The 22,875-nt window shown below is 66.4% G+C and carries 8 protein-coding genes (1 of these 8 cut by a window edge); 5 read left to right on the forward strand and 3 right to left on the reverse strand.

The genetic code is table 11. From position 1 onward, the window contains the following. A protein-coding gene (locus tag ACIA75_RS16775) for a glycosyltransferase (RefSeq protein WP_397104668.1) crosses the window boundary here: on the forward strand, positions 1 to 15,348 show its 3' portion. It extends 20,880 nt beyond the left edge of the window; the window shows 15,348 of its 36,228 coding nt (coding positions 20,881-36,228); its start codon lies off the left edge, out of view; the stop codon is at positions 15,346 to 15,348. Then, positions 15,345 to 15,839 (forward strand): hypothetical protein, encoded by a 495-nt coding sequence (locus ACIA75_RS16780; RefSeq protein ID WP_397104670.1) that lies wholly within the window; start codon positions 15,345 to 15,347, stop codon positions 15,837 to 15,839. The genes ACIA75_RS16775 and ACIA75_RS16780 overlap by 4 nt, the downstream gene beginning before the upstream one ends. 14 nt (positions 15,840 to 15,853) lie before the next feature. Here ACIA75_RS16780 and ACIA75_RS16785 read toward each other — a convergent pair whose 3' ends face one another. The 3 genes from ACIA75_RS16785 to ACIA75_RS16795 form a co-directional block, all read right to left on the reverse strand. Beyond that, positions 15,854 to 16,636 (reverse strand): ESX secretion-associated protein EspG, encoded by a 783-nt coding sequence (locus ACIA75_RS16785; protein ID WP_397104672.1) that lies wholly within the window; start codon positions 16,634 to 16,636, stop codon positions 15,854 to 15,856. Next, positions 16,633 to 18,624 (reverse strand): hypothetical protein, encoded by a 1,992-nt coding sequence (locus tag ACIA75_RS16790; RefSeq protein WP_397104674.1) that lies wholly within the window; start codon positions 18,622 to 18,624, stop codon positions 16,633 to 16,635. Before ACIA75_RS16790 ends, ACIA75_RS16785 begins: the two co-directional genes overlap by 4 nt. A 232-nt stretch (positions 18,625 to 18,856) precedes the next feature. Next, entirely contained in the window at positions 18,857 to 19,792 is a 936-nt protein-coding gene (locus ACIA75_RS16795; RefSeq protein ID WP_397104676.1) for a TetR/AcrR family transcriptional regulator, read from the reverse strand. Between the two features lie 84 nt (positions 19,793 to 19,876). Here ACIA75_RS16795 and ACIA75_RS16800 point away from each other — a divergent pair, with 84 nt between their 5' ends. The 3 genes from ACIA75_RS16800 (at position 19,877) to ACIA75_RS16810 (ending at position 22,838) form a co-directional block, all read left to right on the forward strand. Then, on the forward strand, positions 19,877 to 20,797 hold the full coding sequence (locus ACIA75_RS16800; protein WP_397104678.1) for a hypothetical protein: 921 nt from the start codon (positions 19,877 to 19,879) through the stop codon (positions 20,795 to 20,797). A gap of 122 nt (positions 20,798 to 20,919) precedes the next feature. Next, a complete protein-coding gene (locus ACIA75_RS16805) occupies positions 20,920 to 22,407 on the forward strand; it encodes an acetyl-CoA acetyltransferase (protein WP_397104680.1) in 1,488 nt (495 codons plus the stop codon). A gap of 116 nt (positions 22,408 to 22,523) precedes the next feature. Then, positions 22,524 to 22,838: a hypothetical protein gene (locus tag ACIA75_RS16810; RefSeq protein ID WP_397104682.1), complete on the forward strand. Its 315-nt coding sequence runs from the start codon at positions 22,524 to 22,526 to the stop codon at positions 22,836 to 22,838. Positions 22,839 to 22,875 lie beyond the last annotated feature (37 nt).

Consider the following 22,875-nt stretch of genomic DNA (forward strand, 5'->3'; position numbering starts at 1 on the left):
GGTACCGACGGAACGGTGTATGTCTCCGAGGATTCGGTTTCCGTCCGCCCCGTCCGGCCCCCTGTCCGCGCTCGTCGCGTTCATTCACTGCCGGAAGAAACCCATCGTCCGATCAACGAATTCCTGGCAGGAACGGCCGACCGGATAGGCGCGGATGGCCGCATCAACGGTGCTCTGAGAAGTATGAGAATTCCGGGATCGATTCTTTCCCCTGAGAAGTTCGTCTCTAAAGTGAAGAGACGCACGGGCTTCCGGCACGAATTCGGCGCGGATCCGACGGTGCGCGCGAGCCGGCTGGCGGGGCGCGCCGCGGCACTCGGCGCCGCGGCAGGCTATGACCCGATCACCCGGACAGTGGTTCTCGACGCCGGCGACAGTGCGTTGCAGCAGGCTCGCGACCTGATTGTGGCCGCGCGAATGGCCGATCTGATGCGGGAGGTGGATCCGCTCCAGGAGCGTCTGACCTTGGCGCGCGGCGAGTGGATCGACTTGATGCTGGATCGGATCGCCGACGCCTACGCGTTGTCCTTCCGCAGTCTCAGCATTCCGAATCCGGACCGGCCGGAGCCGGAACTGTGGGATCCGTTGGCAGCCACCTATCTCGATGAGTTCGACCACGCCTACAAGCGGGCCGAACAGGCCGATCGGGATTGGTCGCGGGCGGGCGTCGGCGACGAGCATTTGGTGGCTGCGGCACATCGTGCGGCATACCGTGCCGTGCGGGAGCAACTGGACACCCGCGGACCGCTGTTCGACGGCCTCACGCATAGTGATCGTTTCGGTGCGGAGTGGGACCGGGCCCATGGTATCGACCCGAGTAGTCCCCGCCCGCCGACGACGGAGCATCCTGTGGCGGGCGCGATTCCGAACCACGCGAAGCACGCGCGCCGGCTCGGCGGCGAGCTCAGATGGCTGAGGACATTGCGTGAGGCGCTGGACCGATTCGTGCCGGAGACTCCGGTGGAGCGGGAATACTCCGGCGCCTATCGCCGGAAGCTTTCCAAGATGCGGCGTTCCGGACCGCCGGCCGGGAAAACCCGCGAAGACGCCGCGCACGATGCCGGGGTCGAAGCCTTGCGCCGGTATCTGGACAAGACCGGCATCGCGGACGCCGAGTTCGCCATGGACGTGGTTCGTTCGTTCGCCGAAGGCGGTGGCCCCCGCTGGGGTGACCTGATTCCGAGCGACCATCGTTCCGCTGCGGAGGCCGAGCCCCCACCGACCTATCTCACCACACTCGAGGCGATCGACCAGATGCTGGTCGCCTATCTGGGATTCCGTGCGGAGGGGCGTACCGGTCTCGGATTCGGCGACTGGCTGGCACAGCTGGGGTCGCATGCTTTCCGGACGAAGGAGAAGCCGGGAAGGATCGAGCCCGGGCGCGAACAGCGTGAGTATTGGCTGGTAGAGGATTTCGTCGGATACGCTCGATGGCTGATGGACGCGGAGGGAATCCTGCCGGATGCTCCGCATCCGGCGGCGGTGGCGCATCGGTTGCTGAAGCGGCAGATCGAGTTGTGGGGATATCAGGAGCCGCCCGTACATCATCGGATGGCGGTCTTCGAGGTCGGCCGGGTTCCATTGTCGATCATGGTGGAGCCCGACGGCCGTGGCGGTTGGCGGGTTCCCGACTTGACCAGCGGTGATACGAGCTCGCAGGTGCTGGGGAAGCACTTCCACGGAATGACTGCGCGGACCCGGGAAGCTCTGGTCGGGCGGATCGCGGGGATTCTCGACGATCCCGGCGTGGAGTTGAATTCGGAAGGTACAGCGCGGGGCCGGCTGGCTCGGGTCGTGGACGGGTGGCTGGGACGCCAGGACCCGGTGGCGATACCGGTGGATCGTTCCGATGTTGAGCTGCTCGGTGTGCCAGGGCGGGACGAGTGGTCGGAGTTGAGTCCGGTCGAGGTCGGGGAGCGGCTGCGGGAGGTTATGGGGGCGGCCACCGGTAATCCGGCTTTTCGGGTGTTCGGGTTCGATCTGGACAATGTGAATCCCGAAGTGGTGCGGGAGTTTGCCCGCGCGATCACCGATATGTACCGGGATTTCCCGCGGACGGATATTCGCTCGGTCGGGATCGGCGAGCGGAAGGCGGGAACGCTCGCCGACACCTTGTCGGAATTGGACCGTGACACGAACAGGATCTATACCGCGGACATCACCCTCAACTATCGGTACGCCCAGCGTGCGAAGGACTTCTTCGCCCAGATGGTCCTGGGAGTGGACACCGGGCGGTTCTCATCGACCGTGCTGCGGCGGCCCGTATATGCGATGGCATTGCACGAGTACGGGCACGCACTGGACGACGCGGGCGGCAGGCAGGCCAGCAAAGGCACATCCGCTCATCTGCGGGACCGCGCCATCAGCAATAACCTCGGCTGGCACCGTCAGCTCCCTGGATCCAGTTTCGACAAGATAGGACTTCTGCGTGGGGACGAGGCGGTGGCCGATGCTTTCGCTGAATTCTCCATGCGCGGTGGAAATCTGGACCGTAGCACCCCGGATATCCCTATTGTGGTACGCGAGCTCGCCGAGTTCCTGCTGCTACATGCCGGCGCTCCGCCCGACATACCGGACACCCGCGATCTGGACAAACGTCGGCAGATGGAAACCGGTCGAGATCGAAATACCACGCATGAGGCAATCCGGGAGCTGGCCGGCGATCTGGGGATTCCCGCCGAGCCCGATGCGTCGGCCGAAGAACTGCTGGGCAGGCTGGTCGCGTTCTGGGCGGGTGCCGATATCACCCTGCAGCTGGAGCTGGCGCGTGCCCGTCCCGAAGTGTTCGGGGAACTCGATATCGTGCCGCCGGCCAATCGCGATGTGCACAATCGCCGGTTGTTGCGGCAGGAAATCGCGGAGTTGCGCGAGCGTGCGAATCGGGAGGTCCGACCGGCCGCAGATCATGCCAGGTTGAGTGAATTGCAGGCGATTCAGCGACTTCTCGACACGGTGGTCGCCACCGAATCCGCGACAGGCGGGTTTCCGGCCCGGCTGCTGACCCTGCCCCGTCCGGATCACCCCGGCCTGCTCGTACTCGAATTCGGTGATACGACCTTCGCCGCCGAACAGCTCATCGCCTATGCGCCCGATACCGCGAAGGGATTTCTGACCGGCGAACTCGCCGCTGCGGTGCGCCGGGCAGCGGAGCTCACACGCGAGGGGAATGCCGGCGGCCGCCCGGTAGCCACCGTGCTGGTGCTCCGCTTCGGACCCGAAGCGGCGGGAGACGCCGCAAGGCAACGCGCCGCCGATGCGGTGGCCCGGAGGGTGACCGCCGTGCAAGCGGTGCGCGAACATGGGGTGCCGGTGCGGGAGAACCCTGGGTTGCGGATCGTGGCCGGAAGCACCGAGGGCGCGAGAATGCGGGAGGCTATCGGCTCGCGCCTGCCGGAAACCGTCGAGGTGCAGGAGCACCCGCCGGCCGGCCCGGTATCACCCTCCGCGTCGCCGCCTGCGGGTCGGGATACCGGCCTGGGCAGTCGAAAGCGACAGTGGCCCTGGCCGTTCAGGCGTACGGCAGATCCGATGCGGACCGAATCGACACCTCCGGTGCTGCCGTGGCTGAATCGGACTGTCTACCAGATCCGTTACGCGGGTCCCGATGCCGACGGTCCCCTCCTCGAGGACGACGGTACTTTCCTCGAGGACCCGGACGATGCCCGCAACCTGCACCGTCCGGTCGCCTCGGACGAGAAGTTCGACGCGATCGAAAGCTTGTACGCGTGGATCGAGGCGCAGAACAGAATCCCGCCCGTCACCGCGGACGAGACGGTCGCGTTCGCTCAATGGGAGATCAGCCCGCTCCTCGACGAACTCGCGAAGCGTGCCGAAATGCTCTATCGGGCACAGACCGAGTATCGGGTGCTGGGCAGTGCCCATCAGAAATTGCGCGCGGAACGCGCCGGGGACCTGATCCAACTCCGATCCGGATTCGCCAGGCAGTTGGAGCAGACACTCGAGTTTGCCGAGCAATACCGGATCCGCCGCGGTCAACCGGTGAAACTGGGAGCCGAACTGGAGAGGCTTGCCCGCGAATCGGCGCTGCTGCGGCTGGAATCCGATGTTCCGCTCCCGGACTACGAGATGAGCCGCGACGAACGGGTCTCCTCCACCCGGACTGAGCTGCAGGCCCACCGGGACAAGGCGGCCGCCGAACTGGCTCCGAAAGTCGGTGTTCCGGTGCGCTGGCTGACGCCGGAACGAGTCGCCGCGCTGGTTGCCCAGTTGGAACAGGTCCATGACCTCAATACCCGCGACGCGCTGATGCTGGGCGACCGGGATCCGGAACTGGTGGTGCTGGCGCGCTTCGCCACGGCCACGGATCGGATGATCGGTATCGGCCGCCTGCGATCCGCCATCGCCTGGGCTCGCGCACAGGTACACCTCGTGGAACAGCGATTCATCGAATACCGTGACACCGGCGTTGAATCCGGATATCCCGAGCTGGCCGGCGTGGAGATCACCGATGTGCCGGCGCTCCGGAAGGGCGCGGGCGCGCGTCCGCGCCGCGGCTCGGCCGATCAGCCCACCCTGCCGGAGAGGCTGCTCGAATTCGCCGAGTACCGGATTTTGTGGTCGTCCCGCGAAGCCCGGCTGCGCGATCTCGCCGAGACACTCGATCTGCTGGCCATGGAACATTCCCGGCGGTCCGAGTCCTACCTCCCGCCCGCCGGGGAAGAACACTGGACGGCCGACCTCGCCAGGATCGACAAGGCCCTGGCCGCCGGGTTCGACAGCGATATCGACAGCCTGCTCGCCACCACGGAACCGGTCGGCGACCTCGCCGCATACCGGTCACCCGATACGGAACCCGACCTGAGCCGGACCGATCTCCTCTGCGTCTACCGGGCCCGGGATGTGGCGTATGCGGCGCTGGGCCTGGCGGTTCCGGAGGGATTGCCGGCTCCGGTGGCCAGGTATTCGGGGATCGACGGGGAGCAAGCACCGGAGGTCGTAGGTGCCGATTGGGAGCCCGGCGGCTGGCCCGATCCGGGTGCGCTCTTCGAACGGGTGCGGACAACCGGTGACGCCGTGGTGGCCACGATCAGCTATCGGGCTCCCTTCCGAGTCGGCCGGGTGGGATCCCATGCGGTGGCGGTGTTCCGGGATGGTTCCGAGGTGAAGGTCGTCGACAACGGCGTCGAGATGAGTTTCGGCCAGTGGGTGGCCGGCGGTAAGAACGAGTGGCGTTCCCCGCAGATCTTCGGGATGGTCATCCATCCGGACGGAACTCCGGGAACACCACTGGTGGAGGGGAAATCGCGGGCGATTGTCACCCTGGACTACTTCGACGAAGGCATCGGCATCGGCGAGTCCGTACCGGATGCCGACAGCCCGGATCAAGTCCCCGATCCCGCGGCCCGGCTGCGTGACGCTCTCACCGCGGCCGGCCTGAACGACATCGATGATCTGCGGGCCCCCGTCCGTTTCACCGAGGCGGGCGGTGGCCGGGGCGACCACCGCCCCGGCTTCCGGGTCGGTGCCGAGCCGGCGGATCGCAAGTATGTCGCCCTCGTCCGGAACGATGCGGGATTGCGGTCCACGAGGCCCCTCCGCTGGAGCGACGTGGGAGTGTGGCCCACGGAGCGTGGTGCGGCCGAGGTCCGGGAGCTGCTGACGCGCCACGAAATCGGCCGCCGGGCGGCTTTGGTGCTGGCGGATGGTGGTGTGGCCGTTCGTTTCGACGCCGACCGCGATGCGGATCTGCCAGACGTCTTCGATCCGGCAACCATGGAGGTTGTGATCGCGACCGCCGGGCGCGATCAGCTCACGCAGGCGTCAGCGCTCGTATGGGCCTCGGCGCTGGTGGAGGCCGTGCTAGAGGGGCAGGTGGAAGTCACGCCTGCCCGGATCCGCGCGATGGACCGGGACGCGTTCGTGCAGCGGTGGGTCGAAGTCTCGGCCGAGGCGTTCCTGCGCCGGGCGGAGTTCCGGCGGGCGATGGAGCAGGCCGGGTACGGTGTGCCCCCGGCGCCGGCGCAAAAGCCGATCGATCTACTCCGGTTGCGGCAGGTGGAACAGGACTGTCTGCGGGCGGTCGACACCCATCGTGCCACCGCGTCGGACGCGCAGTCGCGGACCGGGAGAGAGGAGGCGAGCCGGGCGGCGGGGGTCCGGGCACTGCTCGCCAACCGGGTGTTCGACAATCCCGACGATCCGGATATCGGTTTGAGTCGCCGGGCGGAGGCAGGCGCGGAATGGGATGCCCGGCAGGTAGACCGGCCTCGGCCGGAAAGCCGTGAATACGTACCGTCCACGTGGCTGGCGGCTCGTGCGACGGAGAAATTGCTGCGGGAATACCACGCGGCTGAGCGTGCAGCCAGACAGTTCGATGCCAGGCGCGAGCGGATCGAGCACCTGCTCCGGGACATGTCGGTGCAGTTCGGTGCGGACGCTCTCGAGAGGTCCGCGGCAGACTTCTTCTGGGTGGAAGAACGGGCAACGGCTGACCCTCGTTTCATGGACCGCGTGCGGGTGCTGTGCGACCTGATCAGGCAGCGCCGGGTAATCGAGGCCGAACAGCGGCGGTTGCTCGATGCGATCACCGATGCGGTGCGGCGCGACCCGGGCGGGTATCTGCGGCCCGGTGTGGAGTCGCCGGGTGCGGTGCGGGTGTATCCGGACACGACCGGCGCCCTGTTCGTGCACGTCGAGTCCACCGACCCGGGGCTCCGCACTGCCGAGTTTGCTGGGACGCACCCGTACGCCACCGAAAGTACCGATTCGGCAGTGGGTCTCACCGCCGCGGCGCCCGAACCCAGCGGGGCGGAAAAGCTGGTGCGGCACGTGGTGGATTGGGTGCTGGGACAGGACTACGACAGCTTCGCGAACTGGCCGTCGCAGACAGGAAGGTCGATGCAGGACCTGATGCGCCCGGAGTTCGATGAGTGGATGTCCGGTGCGCTGGATGAGAACGCTGTCCGGGGCCAGGTGAGTGCTGCCGGAATCGGACCGGACGAATCATCGGCGGGGAATCCTGCGGGGGGCGGTGCGGTGACGGCGTACGACCCGATCACCCGGACACTGATCCTGGACAGCCGCGCCTCCGAGGCCCGGAATGCGCGCGACAGGATCGTGGCGGCCCGCCTGGCCGAGCAGCTGCGCGAGGTGGACCAGGCGTGGGAGCGGGCGACCCTGCCGCGAGATGAGTACACCCGGGTGATGGTGGACCGGTACGCCGAGGCCTATGGATTGGCGTTCAGCCGGTTCGCCGAGGGGGATCTCGAAGGGCTCGACGCGGAGCTGGTCGACCCTGCTGTGCGGATGTACTTCGATGCGTTCATCGATAGCTTCGAGTACGCCGAGAAGCTGTACGGAAACACGAAAGAGCCCGGCATCGACCGCAGCCATTTCTCCGCTGCGGCCCACCGCGCCGGGGTTCGTGCTCTCCGGGAATATCTGGCGACCGACGGGCCGCGGATCGAGGGCCGGTCCCACGGTGCGTACTTCGCCGCCGCCTGGGATCGCGCCCGCGGAATCGACCCGGATTCGACGAAGCCGCCGAACCCGTACTCCTCCAGTGGCGATCCCCGTACCCACCACCTGCACGCGGAGCGCCTCGCCGACGAAATCGACGAGATGCGTAACCTCCGCAGCCTCGGCCGTGTCATACCGGTCGGTCCGGCGGAGCGTGTGTATGTCAGCGCGTTCCGACATCGGTCGGACACCGCCGCGGCCGCGGAGCAGCACGGCAGGCCGGCCGGGGTCGAGGCATTGCGGCGCGATCTGGACCGGAAAGGCCTCACCGCCGTCGAGATCGGCATGGATGTGGTGCGTGCGGTCGGTGCCCCAGACACGATTCTGTGGGGCTACTCGGAAGGTGGAACGATCGGTCCCGCCCCATCGGAAGACCGAGACCGGTCTGCTACGGCAACAGTCGACGTCATGGTCGCCTGGTCCGCCGCTCCGTATGAGAGGCGTGAACAGTTGGGGCGACTGGATCGGGCGGTCGCGTTCTGGACGAATGCCGATAGCGCCGTGCGGTCGGAGTTGGCCCGTGCCCATCCCCAATTGTTCGGGGAACTGGATATCGTGCCGCCGGCTATTCGCGATCTGCACAATCGCCGGTTGTTGCAGCAGGAAACAGCGGAGCTACGCGCTCGTATCGATCAGGCGGGCAGGCAGGCCGATGCGGCGGACCTTTCCAGGTTGAGCGAATTACAGTCGATCCAGCAATTTCTCGACACGGTGGTCGCCACCGAATCCGCAGCGGGCGGGCCCCCGGTTCGGCTGCTGAACCTGCCCGGTCCGGATAGTCGCGGAGTGATCGTGCTCGAATTCGGTGACACGACCTTCGCTGCGGAACAGATCATCGCCTACGTACCCGATCCCGCAGCGGGATTCCCCTCCGGCGAACCCGCCGCGGCGGTACGCCTGGCTGCAGAGTTCATGCGGAAGGGCAATCCCGACGGCCGCTCGGTCGCCACCATTATGGTGCTCCGCTACGGTTCGGAAGCCGCCGGGAACGCCGGAGCCCGCCGCGCTACCGATCTGCTGGCCCAGCGGGTGGTGGCCATCGGGGCGGTCCGCAGATATTTTGTGCCGTCGGCAGGTGTCACCCCGGTAGCGATCGTCGGCAAGGGCATCGTGCAGACGGCGATGTCGAGGATTATCGGCCCGCAACCGTTGTCATACTCGTATGATCTCGCGGTTCCACCGACCGGCCAGGTGTCACCGGCCGCGCAGCGGGCTCCGGCCCCGATCGATCGACATCGGCAGTTGCGCTGGCCGGTCCTGCCCACAGTGAATCCAGCGAGAACCCATACGGCCCCTTCGGCACTGCCGTGGCTGAATCAGAGTATCTACCAGGTCCGGTACGCGGGACCTGGGGTCAGCAGTACTTTCCGTGCCGACCCGGAGAACCCCGACTCCATGCAGTCTCCGGTCGCCTGGGAGGACCAGTTCGACCGAATCGAAGCCTTGCATGCGTGGATCGAAGCGGAAGATCTGATCCAGCCTCTCACCGCGGACCCGGCGGCCCTGGCCGCCCGGCAGGATATCGCCCGGCGGCTGGACGATCTCGCGGAGCATGCCGAAGAGCTCTATCGGCGGTCCAGCGAATACGGTGCACCGGCCGGCGAGGAAGTCCGTTCATATGAAGCGCGGGCCACGGAACTGATCGAGTTCCGGTCCGAATTCGCCGAGCGGTTGAGGCAGATCCTCGAGCTGGCCGAGGAAAGCGGTATCTCCCTCGGTGAGCCGGTACAGCTCGAACCCGGTCTGGAGCGGCTTGCCCGGGGATCGGCCCGGCTGCGGCAGGAGTCCGAAGCTCCACTGCCTCCAGACGGGATGAGCCGCGATGAGCTGGTCGCCGGCCTGCGGAACGTGCTGCAGGCGAGCTGGGACGAGGCAGCCACCGAGTTGGCTCGGAAACTGGGCACACCGGTGGGGTGGCTGACGCCGGAACGAGTCGCCGAACTGGCCGTCCGGTTGGAACAGGTTCACGACCCCAATACCCAGGATGCGCGGTCGCTGGACGATCTAGATCCGGAACTTGCGGTGCTGGCGCGATTCGCCACGGCCACCGAACGCATCATCGGTGTCGGCCGGCTGCGATCGGCCATCGCCTGGGCGCGGGCGCAGATCGGCCTCGCCGAAAGGCGTTTCATCGAATACCGTGCCACCGCCGCCGAATCCGAGCATCCGGCGCTGGCCGGTGTGGAAATCACCGACTTGCGGGCTCTCCAACTTATCGCAGGTCTAACTTGGTTCCGCGATCGGCACGGTCAGCCGGCCCTGCCGGAGTTACTGCTCGAGTTCGCCGAGGCTCGGGCCCAGTGGTCGGCCCGTGCGGACGAGCTCGTCCGGCTCGCTCGAGAACTGAATCGGTCTGCCGAAGAGTACTTCCGGCTGTCCGGACCAGAGGTCTGGCCGACCGGAAAAGCAGACCCCGCAGCTGAACTCGCCGAGGTCGAGGCGACATTGGCTGACCGGTTGGGCCAGGCAATCGATAACCGGCTCGACAACGTGGTGTGGCCCGTTGTCTACGGCTATGAAACGCGGTCTCCCGAGGCGGACCTCGACCTGGGCCGGACCGATCTCCTCGGTGTCTACCGGGCTCGTGATGCGGCATACGCGAGCCTCGGCCTGGCAGTTCCGCAGCGATTGCCGGTTCCGCTGGCCAGGTATTCGGGCACCTTGGGGTGGCGAGCACCGGAGCTCGTGGGCGCCGATTGGGAGTCCGGCGGCTGGTCCGACCCGGCGGCGCTGTTCGAACAGGTGCGGACAACCGGTGACGCTGTGGTAGCTGCGGTGGGTTATCGGGGTTTCTCCCGGGGCAGCCGGGTGGGATCCCATGTGGTGGCGGTGTTCCGGGATGGCACCGAGGTGAAGGTTGTCGACAACGGCGCCGAGATGGGTTTCGGGGAGTGGGTGGCCGGCGCTGAGGACATGTGGCGCTCCCCGCAGATCTTCGGGATGGTCATCCATCCGGACGGAACTCCGGGAACTCCATTGGTGGACGGGAAATCGCAGGCTATCCCCAGCCTGGACTACTTCCCCGGAAGTATCGGTGTCGGCGAACCCGTACCGCGTGTACCGGATGTCGAGGGCCTGGACCCCACGGATGCTCGAATGGGCGGAGAATCCGGGGGTCCGGCCGCGAATCCGGCGTATGACAGCTCCGATTCTCCGCCCGACACGCAGAACACTGGCACTGCTGGTGACGCGCTACCGCCTGCGCAACCCGCGCCGGAACCCTTGCCGGCCGATTCCGGTCGGGAACCCCCTGGCGACAAGGCCCATGCGGGGGCTCTGGATCACGATGGTTCGGAACAGGATCCGATGCGGGCGGTGCTGGATGCTGTCGGTTTCCCGGTACATCTCCGGACAGCTGAAGTCCTCTCTCGATTCCTGTTGCCGTGCGTACAGGAGGTGTTCAGCGACGGGGAGATAGCGATTCGCGGTGAACTGACGCGGTCCCCGGAATTGCAGGAACTGTTCGGTGTCGAAGGATTCGCGGAGGGTCGTCTCGGGCGTGTGCTGCGCGCGCTCGCCGGAGACGATCGAGGTGTCGCGGTTCGCGCACTGCCGGAAGACGACGATCGAGGTGCGGTCCTTCGTTCACTGACCCAGGTCGACCATGCGCGGCTGCGTGGACATTTGACGGAATTCGTCCGCGATGTCGCGGAATCGTTCGCCGAAGACGTAGCTGCGGGGGAGGTGGTGTTGGCGCGGGCAAGTGTCACTGTCGATTTGACCAATGGGCGACTCGATGTCGACGGCCGGAGCGTGTCCTTCTCGGCACGGCGGGCGACTGCCGGACAGCCCGGTACGGTGATCGATTTCGGGCCGGGTTTGGTTGGCCGGCATTACATCGAGCGGCAAGTCGAGAGCTTGGCTGCCGGACGAGTTCCCGAATACATGTACATCGCTATGGGCAAGGGCCCCTTCGTCAATTCCTTCCTGATGAACTACTGGAAGCAACGCTTGCAGGCGGTGGGCTATGCGACCAGCGCGGAGCATGCGGCCGAAATTCTGGCCCAGCTCGTCGGGTCGGGGACCTATATCGGGCGTGAAGACGGTATGGCTGCCGCGAGCGCTGAACTGATCCAGGGGATTCGCGAGCACGGCGAAGATCCCGAGATTGCCGATGTCATCCTGGCGTCCGGAATCCATGCCGCCGGTCCGGAAGAAGTACGGCAAGCCATCCACGCTGCCCACACGCTACTCAAGCCAGGCGGGGTGCTGGTGATCCGAGCCCCGAAACAGCCCGCACCCCCGATGCTCTCGGCTGACTCGATGCTCGAGATGGCGCGGGCGGCCGGTTTCGACCCGGCCGGGGCGCAACGTTTCGAGGTCGGACCCGGTCGCGGCGGCCCCGTCGAAGAAACCTTGTCCATTGTGCTGCGTAAGTCTGCGGATGACGACGAGGACCTCATTCCGCCGCATCCCGGCCCTCTGGAGCCGTATGGGTGGGTGCCCGAAGAGAAGTGGCCGCAGTTCTATCGGGAAAAGCTGCAGCCGGTAGAACCCTCTACGCGTGCGCCGTCGCTACCCGATCTTGCCGGGCCGGCGGAGCAAAGTTCACCGGGCGCTGCGGGTGGGTTCGGGGCTGCACTGTCGGGTGCACTTGCGGGTGGACTCGGGGGTGTGAGTGGCGGAGGCCCGGGCCTGTGGGGTGCGCGCGATGTGGAACCCGACCCGGTGGAACCGGATGCCGGACATGCCGACTCGTCGGAGGATCTGCTCGGCGATACGGATCCGCGGGATCATGGGCCTGGGTGGCGGTATGTGATGGTGCCGTTGAATACCCGAGGCAATTGGCTGCGGGAGTTACTGCCCGACGGACGCATCGTGCGGGAGACGCCCGCGGATGTGTTCGTTCGGGATCCGGATCGGGTCGGTGTTCGTCGTGATCGGGACCCTGATGAAGACCGGAATATGTCCCATAAGCCGCATCTCATCGATGCCGGACACCCGCCGCTGCATGCCGGACTGCTCGTGTCGTTGCCGCCGGAGCATGTCCATTTGTCGACGCGCTGGCTGGTCGACGAGCAGCGGTCGGAGACCGAAACCGGTGACAGTCTGATGGCCGAGGCGAGCCGAATGGGTGCGCCGGTGTATGTGAACAGCACTTTCGGTCCCGGCGTGAAAATTGTCGGGGTCGTGGTTCCCGAGGCGCGAACCGATAGTGAATCGCCGCCGGTGATCAGTGCCAACGACGAGGCATGGTTGCGGTGGTTGGCCGCGGAGCGGGGCGTGCCGGTTGTCGAGACACCGTTCGGTGAGATCGGTGTCGATGGATTCGGCGGGCCGCCGAGAGTCGAACGAGGGCCCGACGGCTGGCGCGTGGAGATCCCGATGAATCAGTTCGGTGAGGGCGGTGTCTATCCGCTGTCCGGCCAGGGCGCATTCCGGTCTATCGAAACGGACTATGCCACGGGTTTGTTGCTGCATCCGAAGCAACTCGGTGCAGCTCTCGAGCTGATGAAGACATCGGGAGTCGGCGACGACGAGCTGCGTGCGATCGCCGCCGATTATGAAACGACGGTGGACCGGGACGAAGAGGTGCGGCTGACGCTGCGTCCTTCGGAAACCGATCCGGATTCCTATGACGTGGTCGGAGTGCTGGCCGGCGGAGACCGGGTCATCGGCGAAAACCTTTACGGTCGGTACGAGGAGAAACATCGGATCACCGTCGACGGGGCTTATTCCGAGCGTGTTCATTCGGATCGGTGGGAACCCGTGGTCCAGGTCCTTGATCCGGAGGCGACTTTCGAGCTGATCGAAGCCGCTAAAGCGCGCTATCCCCACCTGACAGGGCAGCTGGACGCCCTGTACCAGCAGGTGCGGACCACGAACGCCCGGCAGTGGGCGCACGAACACCGCCGCGGCGGCCGAATCCCTGAAGGGGCCATCCGGAAAGCAGACCGGTGGGCTGGTGGCGGCATCGACTGGGCCGCCGCCCAGACCGAAGCCGCCGAAGCCACAAGAAGGGATTCGGCGCAGGCGTTGGCTCCGCTCTTCCAGGCAACCATGGCCGAGGCAGCCCGCACCGAGACGGCGGCCACCGCCGGGGAAGCCGAGGTCGCGACCGGCGCCGCTACAGCGCGGCGCGATGAGTCGGGCAGCGATTTCCCTTCTCCGGAAATCGGACCGACAGCTGGTGCGATGCTGGTGCACCCGTTCAGCTCTGGTGGCGACACATCGGATACAGCCGACTGGCCTCTTTCGGACAGTAGCGCGCTTGCGGGCGCTGTCGGGGGACTGTCCGGTTACCTTGGGACAGAGAAAGAATCACCAGGTGAATTGGCCGGCGAACCCGTGCCGGGCGGACCGGATGCCGATGGACCGGACCTGGCGGATGCCGTGGTGGTGGATGAACTGCTGCGTAGGCCGTTGGAGACCGCGGAGCAGATACGGGCCTGCCATGACCTGGTCAACCGGCTTCGGGGGGAACTCGTCCAGCGCGCGCAGAGTCGATCGCCGGCTGTCACCGAGCAACTGCTCCGGACGGTGATCGCCGCGGAGGACAGGGTTGTGGACGTCCTACGATCGAACCGGCTCCGCGACAGTTTTGCTCCAGCGGTCGGAGACACGCGGCCCGAGATTGCGGGACGGCGCACCGCGGACAACGGCGGGACACCAGCGTGGGCTCGGGGCGCGGAGCCGCGGGAACGACGCCGGATCTTGCTGGTCAACCGGTGGTGGGCCGGTACGGGGGTCGGTGGCAGTGCCACCGTCAACCGGGAACTCGCCACCGCATTGGCGCGCCTGGGGCATGAGGTCTTCGTCCGGGCCGGGCATCCGGTGGACGAATGGACGCCACCGCCTGGAGTGACGTTGATCGGCCCCCGTTCCTACGATCCGGATCTGCCGCCCGAGGATCAACTCGACGCGGATCTCGACCTCTTGCCGGAGGGTGTGGATACGATTATCTCGCACAAGAACAGGGGCGGGTGGGCCGCGCGATTCATTCGTCACGTGCAGTACCCAGACGCTCGGCTCATTCATTTCCTGCACGTCGACGACGCTACCGGCGAGGCTATTCGCGGTGAGCCACGGAAAGGGGAGGCGATAAAATTCCTCGAGAGCGAGCTGTCCGCGGAAGCGGATATCGTGGCGGGGGTGGGGCCGATTCTGGCCGGCCTCGCCGGGGAACTCGCGGCGAAGTCCGGGCGGGCGCCGGTGGTCCATGAACTCATACCCGGAATCACCGTGACGGAGCAATTCGAGCAGCCCCCGCTGGAGGGCCGCCCCAAAGTAGTGCTGATAGGCCGGTTGCATTCGGACCGTAAAGGTGTCCATGAGGCCGCGCAGATCGCCCGGTTGGCCAGAGAGCGTGGCGGAGGTATCGATCTGACCCTGGTGGGAGCCCAGCCGGAAACGCTCGAGCGCACCCAGCGGATGCTGTCCCATATCGCGGGCCAGGAGGTCGAAGTGGTGCCGTTTACCACGGACCCGGAGCGACAGCGTGAAGTGCTCCGTCGTGCACACTTGTTGATCATGCCTTCCCGTGCGGAGGGTTTCGGGCTGGTTTCCACCGAGGCGCTGGCCGCCGGGCTGCCGGTGCTGGCCCCGGACAGCAGCGGTTTCGGACGCTTTCTCCGCGAACGCTTTCCGGCTGAGATTTCCCGGCGAATGGTGGTTCCGCAGGATTACGCGGGGCCGATACCCGTCGAGATCTGGGCCGATCGGATCATCGAGGAAACAGCGGATGTGCCGCGGCTGTGGCGATCCGCCGCGCTGGCGCGAGCAGCGTTTCGAAATGGCAATTTCACCTGGGATGCGGCAGCCGAGAAAATGATGAATGCGTTACCTTCGAACAGGAAAAGCGCCGCTGCCCGGGGTCGTGACGATACGGACACGGGAGACGATGCGGCAGGGAAAGGGCGAGTGGTGTGACCGACGATTTCGAACTGAGATACCGGCGAATGCGGGACGCGGCCGCCGCTGCGCTGGCCGCGGTGGCCGACACCGGCGATTGTCCACAACCGGTCGAGCGCGCGCTGTCTCAGCTCCGGCAGGTGGTCGAACACGATATCGACCCGGCGGCCGAGGGTGATCTCCCCGTAGTGGATCCTGCCCGGAATCTGCTGAGCAGATTCAACTACCAAGGGACACGGAGGGTTCCGGTCGCTCTGGATGACGAAGCCGACGAGCTGCGCCGGCAGATGGCGGCAGACCGCACTGTCGGGGGCGCCGACGCGGACTCCGGTAATGTCGTGCTCACCGAGTTGCGCGGGATGATCGTCGGCGGCCTGCTGCAGGAACTCGCGGCTCGGCTCTCCCCGGGGCCGGCTTTCGGGCCCGGTGCCCACGGCGAAGCGCTGGCCGCGCTGGTGACCGAATTATCGTGGGAACTACTGGACCAGACCTTCGTCGGCAGGCAGTGAGCCCCCTGGCTTGATCACTGACGTTCGTCACGGATCGCGGCCACCACCTCGGCCACCGCCTCGGAGATCGCGCCGGCCAGCCGGGTGCGATCGGCCGGTGTGGCGACCAGCGGATCGCCCAGCGGGATGAGATAGCGACCGTCCGCGCGCAGATCGCGCCAGTACAGACCCTGCCGGCAGATTCCTCGTGGCCCGAAGCGGGAGTAACCCTGGACCACCATGATCGTGCCGTGCCCGGTCACCGGGATGTTCAGGAACTGTTCGGCCAGCTCCTCTTCGGACTCCTCGAAGGTGCCGATGACCGCCGAGCGGCCGTATGCGTAGTCCATGGTGGTATCGGCGGCCGGTGAGCGCAGTACCGTCGGCTCCCGGGCGCCCGCGCCGCTCTCCGGCAGTTCGGCGGCGACCAGCTCCGACAACGCCAGCGGGTCGGCTTCACTGATCACGTAGCCACCACCGTGCCAGACGGTTTCGCCGGGCAGCTGTTTGACGAGGTACCCGGCGTCACCGCGCCGCACGCCCAGCAGCCGGATCCGGCCCGCGGCATCGCCGGGGTCACCGGTCCAGCCGTGGACAACGATCCGGATATCGGGCCGGGCAATGATCTCCAGTACCTGATCCACGGCGGGGTCCAGACCGGTCCGCAGCTGTTCCCGCACGGCTGCTTTCTCGGACCGGAAATCCTCGTAGAGCGGGGTGCGACTGGTGAAGACGAACGGGTCGGGCAGCAGGTCGGCCTGATTTCGTTCCCAGGCGACCACGAATTCGAGGTCGGAGAGTTTCCAGGTGTGCGTCATTCCACTATGGATCTGGTGAAGGTGAGGCCCTCCCCCAGTGCCTGTTCGAGGTGCTTCTTGGACCTGAGGTACTTGGCCTGCTCGTGTTCCTTGTCCTGCTGCCCCTGGTTTCCGGCGCCTGCGCCGGGAGTGCCCGGGGCGCCGTTCATCGGCATGTTCGGTCCCATCGCACCGGCCGGCCGCGCGCCGGCCAGCATGCCTTCCAGACTGGCGCGGGGGAACAGCGCGGGGCTGCTCCGCAGTGTTGGCGCGGCCGGACTGGACCCGCCGGATCCGGTGCCACCGGAAGCTGATCCGCCCGCGGACAACCCACCGGACCGAAGCCCATTCGCCTGCGGCATCCCGGGGGTGGCGGGCATCCTCGGGATACTTCCCGGCCGCGCGGCCTGCTTCAGTGCCTCGTCGGCGGCTGATCCGGCGTTCTGCAGTCCCTGTTTCGCGAGGTCGGACAACTGCCCGGCGGCATCCGTGGGACCGGTGGGGGTGCCGGGTGTGGAACCGGTGGGTGTCCGGGCGGGAGCGGATTCGACGGGAGGATACCCGCCGCGTGTACCTGGGCCAGGTGTGACTGTCCCGGCGGGTACGTCCAGCGCACCGCCCGGTACCCGACCTCCCGGCACGGGCGATGCGCCGCCGCCCGGGACTGTGGTCCCGCCGCCGGTAGGGACGGTGGTCGATCCACTCGGCACCGTCGCACCGGGCACCGTCGGGTGTGGTGTGGTGTCACCGGGACTGCGTGTGGTGGTGGGCAGTTCCCGGAATGCCGGGACGTATTCCGAGCTGTTCTGCACGCCTACCACATAGTTGTTCTCCATGTTCTGGCGGTGGATGTCGAGTTGCCGAGCGGTTTCTTCCTCGGCGGCCGTTCCACCCAGCGGGACCGTGTGATCAGGGCCCCCGGCCCCAAGAGCATTGTTGACAGTGAAGTGAGGCTCCGGTGGTTCCGGAGTGTCGGGCATTCCCTTGGCGGTGTTCTTCAGCCAGCGCGACGTGTAATCGAGATTGCCGCCGAACGATTCCATCCGGACGGTGAAATCCCGGGCTCGTGCGTGATAGTCCTGCACTGCCGCTTTGGCCGCTTCCGCGCCCGCACCGTCCCAGAGACTCTCCGGCATTCCCGTCAGCCGATCGGCCAGACCTTCGACGGCCTTGCCCATTTCACCGGCCACCCATTTCCACATCTCGGCCTGGTGGTAGACGGGTTTGACGGCCTTTTGGGTGGAGACACCCAGATCGTAGAGGTCGCGCCACATCTGAGCATACGGATTCTCCGTGCCGCCACCACTTTCCAGCGTCTCCTGCTGGAGCGACTTCGGCTGCGCCTGGTTGGAATCGTCGAAGTAGAACATACTGTTGTCCATGTCCGCGGGCCGGACCAATTCGCTTGCCTCGATCGGTGTTCCGGACTCCTGGCCGGCGTCATCTGCATCGGTGAGATCACGGGCGCCCACGGTGGTGATCTCGGTATTCGACCCTTTGCTGAAGGTGGCCGGTTCGCGGCCCTCATTCGGTGGTTGCCGGGAGAGTTTTCCGGGTGCGGCCGGTGGCCGGATACCGTCGAGCGAAGCGCGCATGGCCCGCCGGGCCGGGCCGGGGAATTCGGCTGCTGCCAGGTCGTCGGAATCGAGGTAGTTCCGGCCGGCCTGTTTGAAGGTGTCGAGCATTTCGCCCAGTACCGTCCGGAAACTGTCCATGACGCCGTCGATGGTGTTGGTCGTGCCGTTGATCTGATTTGCCAGATACCAGCCCGACGCGAGGTGGCTGAGTTCGCTCAGGCGGCCCATATTCGAGATGTGCTCCCGGAGAGCGCCCACCGTGCCCATGACCTCGGCGCATTCCCGGGCAGCGGATTGCGCCGCGGCCGGATGGAAAACCAGGCGGCCCTTCGATGCCTGCGCGCTGACCTTCTTCCAGGGATCCTGGTGAGTTGCCCGGACGAGCGGGCCGATCGACAGGTCCGGGACGCTGCTGTCGTCGGGTGTCCGCATCTTGCCTCCACTCGTCGGCGCGCGGCCGCGGTCGCGACCGGCTGAGTTCCACTACTCGTATCGCCTGTTCATCCTGGCACGTCAGGGGCATGCGACCCGGGCACCCTACTTCCCCTTGCTGGAGATAATCCGGCCGGTTGGTCTCCACCTCGAATTCGCTGTGGCCCACCCGCTACTTGTCCGCGGCTGCCGGTGGCTGCTGCGCGAGGTCGAGGGCCGACGGTGAGCGGCGCTACCCGTTGCGGTGTGTGGTTTGCGCGCCGGGCCGGTCGGTGGCGCGTGTGCCGGTCAGGGCAGGTTCTGGGTGAAGAAGTCGGGCGCTGGGCGCGGTGACCTGATCGCTGGTGTAGAAGTTGTCCGCACCGCGAGAGAGGTCGCCGGGGGACAGGTTCGCGATCGGTGACGCGGGTGCGTCCGAGGTGCCGGTATCGGCGGCGAAGCAGGCCGGGGAGGCCGGAGCTGCCAGGGTGGCGGCCGGCGCCGGTGATGCGGGCCCAGCGGCGAGGAGAGTGGATTTTGCTCTTGGGTGTGCTACGCGGTGCCGGCGACCAGGGCCGGGATCACGAAGGTGCGGATCTTCGCCCGGATCCGGTCGAGTGTGCCGGTTTCCTCGTCGGTCCGGTTCCTCGTCGGTCCGGGAAATGTACATGATCTCGATTTCGGAGATCCATTCGCAGACCAGGCGCAGATCCAGCTCAGCCCGGATCTCGCCGGCCTGTTGTGCGGCGGCGAGTACCGGTTCCCACAGTTCGTAGGTGAGCTCGACTGCGCGTCCGGAATCGGTGAGCAGCTGGGTGGACAGGATCATTTCCTGCGGAGAGACCAGGCGGTGCATCATCGGGTCGAGCATGCCCTTGCGGATGTCTTCGCAGATGCCCTCGACCAGCTTGTCCTCGATGGTCGGCCAGCGCGCGATATACGCGCGAGCCGGGCCCATGTTCGCCCGGGCCCGGCGGGTCACCGATTCGTTCACCAGTGAGTCGCGGTCGGCGAAATAGCGGTACACCGTGGCCCGGGAGACCGAGGCCGCGCGCGCCACATCTTCCATGGTGGTCTTGGTGATGCCGTAGCGGGCGAAACACGATTCCGCCGCGGCCAGGATGGCCGAGCGGGGGTCGGTTCCGTTCGCCGTCTTCGTTGCTGGGGTACGGGATGGTCGGCGGCCCATGGTGCGCTGAAATCAACTGCGTGAGAACCGAGTTGATGTTCCGAAACCGGTCGGATAGGAACATGTGCTCGGTATCCTCAGGGCATGGGTGAGGTTTTCAACCATCTGGTACGTCTACTCGAAGTTTTCGCCGAATACCTCGACAAACTGAGCCCCTGGGGTGTGCCCTGGCCGGTGACCATTGCCTGCATCTTCCCAGTCATCATGGCGATACTCGCCACCATGGTGTGGTGGTCGCGAGGTCGTGTGTGGCGGGTGAAATGCGAGTACACCGGCACTCATAACGGCTCCCCTTGTCAGCGCCCTGTGCGGGGTGAATGGCACCGCTGTTTCCAGCACAGGCCTGGGCAGGCGCGCAGTGGAGGTGACCGGGTGGACGCCAGATTCCGGTGGGAAACCAAACGTGATGGTCGGTTCGTCGAGCGAGAAGACGTTCGTGGTAAAGGCTTCGTCCGTGCGGATTCGCAGAGCCGATCTCTGCTGTACCACAGAGGATTTGCGCGCCCGCCCCGGGCTGTGAGGAGATTCTGGCGGACTTGGTGGTCCTATCGCCGGGACGATCTGAGAAAACTACGTGATCAGCTGCAAGAAGCCGGTGGAATCGACCTCCTGACCATCTTCAGGGGACCGGCCGGCGCGTCGGCGCGCGCGGCCGTCAACGATCAATTGGCTGTGGTCATTCAGGCGACCAGGATCGTGCTTCTACTGGTTTTCACGGGGCTGGTCTTGGTCGGTATCGCTCTATGGCGAAACGATTCCAGCTCTTTGCTGGTGAACTATGCGGCGACACTTGTCTTTATCGGCGCCTGGATGGTGGCGCGGTGGGGGATCTGGGGTACTACCTCCGGTGAGGTATCGGGAACCGGAGGCGCCTGGAAGAAGAAATCATGGCGTCAAACGTGGAGCTGGTTCGGTAGCTTCTTGATCATTTCGGTTCTGGCAGGTGAGTTGCTCAAACGGCTGGAAATGCTGGTGAGCGGTCCGGTATCCATTCGATTCGGTTGAGTGGATTGCGGGCCGTCCCTCCGCGGGAAATGGAAAGCCTCCGGCCTGCTCGGAACGAGCTTGATCAGCTGTGAACAGGCCCGGCCTTGAGGAAATAACCTAAAGACATTAGCTTAGTGACTGTGGCATCAGATCCTCGTACTCCGGTACTCGTCGGCGGTGGCCAGATCAGCGACCGCGCGGGTGGTCGCGAACCGGTCGACCTCATCGCCGACGCCGCCCTCCGCGCCGCCGACGAAGCGGGGAGCGCGAAGCTGCTCGAGCTGGTCGACTCGGTGCGCATCGTCGGCCTGCTCTCGTGGCGCTACCGGGATCCCGGTGCGCTGGTCGCCACCCGGATCGGCGCCGAACACCGGCACACCGGATACACCGGCAGCGGCGGCAGTGTCCCGCAGGTGCTGGTGAACGCGGCGGCCGAAGACATCGCGGCGGGCCGGGCGGATGTAGTCCTGATCGGCGGCGCCGAATCGTGGCGGACCCGGATGAAGCTTCGCGGCGAAGGGATCCGCCCGCAGTGGACGGTGCAGGACGAGTCGGTGCCGGCCGCGCCGATCCTCGTCCCCGAAGTGCCGATGCGCTCGGCTACCGAGATGCGCGCCGGATTCGACCGGCCCGCCTATATCTACCCGCTCTTCGAACAGGCTCTGCGGCTCGGCGCCGGCCGGTCCATCGCCGAGCACCGCGACACGATCGGCGCGCTGTGGGCCCGGTTCAGCGAGGTCGCCGCGAGCAACCCGTATGCCTGGACACCGCGTGTGCACACCGCCGCCGAGATCACGACACCCGGTGCCGCGAACCGCTGGATCGCCGCGCCCTATACGAAGCTGATGAACTCGAACAATATGGTCGAGCAGGGTGCCGCGCTGCTGGTGTGTTCGGTGGAGACGGCCACGAGACTCGGTATCGACCGGGAGAACTGGGTGTTCCCGCAGTCAGGTGCCGAGGCCCACGACACCGGCGATATCGCCGCCCGCGGCGCACTGGACCGATCACCGGCCATCCGCCTCGCCGGTGCCCGCGCGCTCGAATTGGCGGGGGTCGGGCTCGACGACCTCACCCACATCGACGTGTACTCGTGTTTCCCTTCGGCGGTTCAGGTGGCGGCCCGGGAACTGGGGCTGGCGATCGATGACCCGAGCCGGCCGCTGACGGTCACCGGTGGGCTGACGTTCGCGGGTGGCCCATGGAACAACTACAGCACCCACGCGATCGCGGCCCTGGCGACCCGGCTGCGCGAATCCCCGGGAACCTACGGTCTGATCACTGCGAACAGCGGCTACCTGACCAAACACGCAATCGGTGTGTACCGCACCGAACCGCCCAGGGCCGGCTTCCGCCGCGACGATGTTCAAGCCGCGGTGGACCGTGAGCCGACCGTCCGTGCCGAACCCGAATATGCGGGACCTGCCACCACCGAATCGTGGACCGTGGTCTACGACCGCTCGGGGGAGCCGGAACGCGGCCTGCTCGCCGCACGCACACCGGGTGGCGGCCGGACTCTCGCGAGCACGATCGAGCCCGATGCCGTGGCTCGGTTGGTGACCGCCGAGACGGCGGGAGAAGCCGTCCGGATATCCGGCGACGGAAGCTTTCACTTCATTACCGGCTGAGCATATCGGCGGGGGCCTGAACTCGGCCGTTGACCAAAAATACCTAACGACATAAGGTAAAAGCGAAGGGTGCCCGAGCCGACGGCCGGGTCACCTGGGGGAGCAAGGAGAAAAGCATGTCCGCAGAAGATTTCCGCGCGCTGTACGAACGGCACGTCGCATATGTGGTGACCGGAAATATGAAGGCCGCGCTGGCCGATATGGTCCAGGAGAATCTGCCGGCCGTCTTCGACGGCGTCACCGTACCCCGGGGCGCGGTGAACGGCCACGAGATCAAGGCGGTCCGGGCCGAGGACGGGAAGCAGATCGGGGAGACGGTCTACGACACCCCCGACGGCATGATCGGCCTGCGTTCGATCTGGGAACTGCACGACGGCGTCTGGAAGGCCGCCGCGCTGGAGAACTTCCCGGTCCCCGGGGACCCGGCATGAGCGGGTCAGGTCTGGATGCGGGAGCGCAGAGTAACCC

Origin of the sequence: Nocardia sp. NPDC051750 (genome assembly GCF_044453135.1) — a bacterium.
Classification (GTDB): domain Bacteria; phylum Actinomycetota; class Actinomycetes; order Mycobacteriales; family Mycobacteriaceae; genus Nocardia.

Coding starts and splice junctions, on each gene's coding strand:
- ACIA75_RS16785 (WP_397104672.1), bottom strand. CDS start 16,636: ATGACGCACACCTGGAAACTCTCCGACCTCGAATTCGTGGTCGCCTGG.
- ACIA75_RS16800 (WP_397104678.1), top strand. CDS start 19,877: ATGGGTGAGGTTTTCAACCATCTGGTACGTCTACTCGAAGTTTTCGCC.
- ACIA75_RS16795 (WP_397104676.1), bottom strand. CDS start 19,792: ATGGGCCGCCGACCATCCCGTACCCCAGCAACGAAGACGGCGAACGGA.
- ACIA75_RS16790 (WP_397104674.1), bottom strand. CDS start 18,624: ATGCGGACACCCGACGACAGCAGCGTCCCGGACCTGTCGATCGGCCCG.
- ACIA75_RS16810 (WP_397104682.1), top strand. CDS start 22,524: ATGTCCGCAGAAGATTTCCGCGCGCTGTACGAACGGCACGTCGCATAT.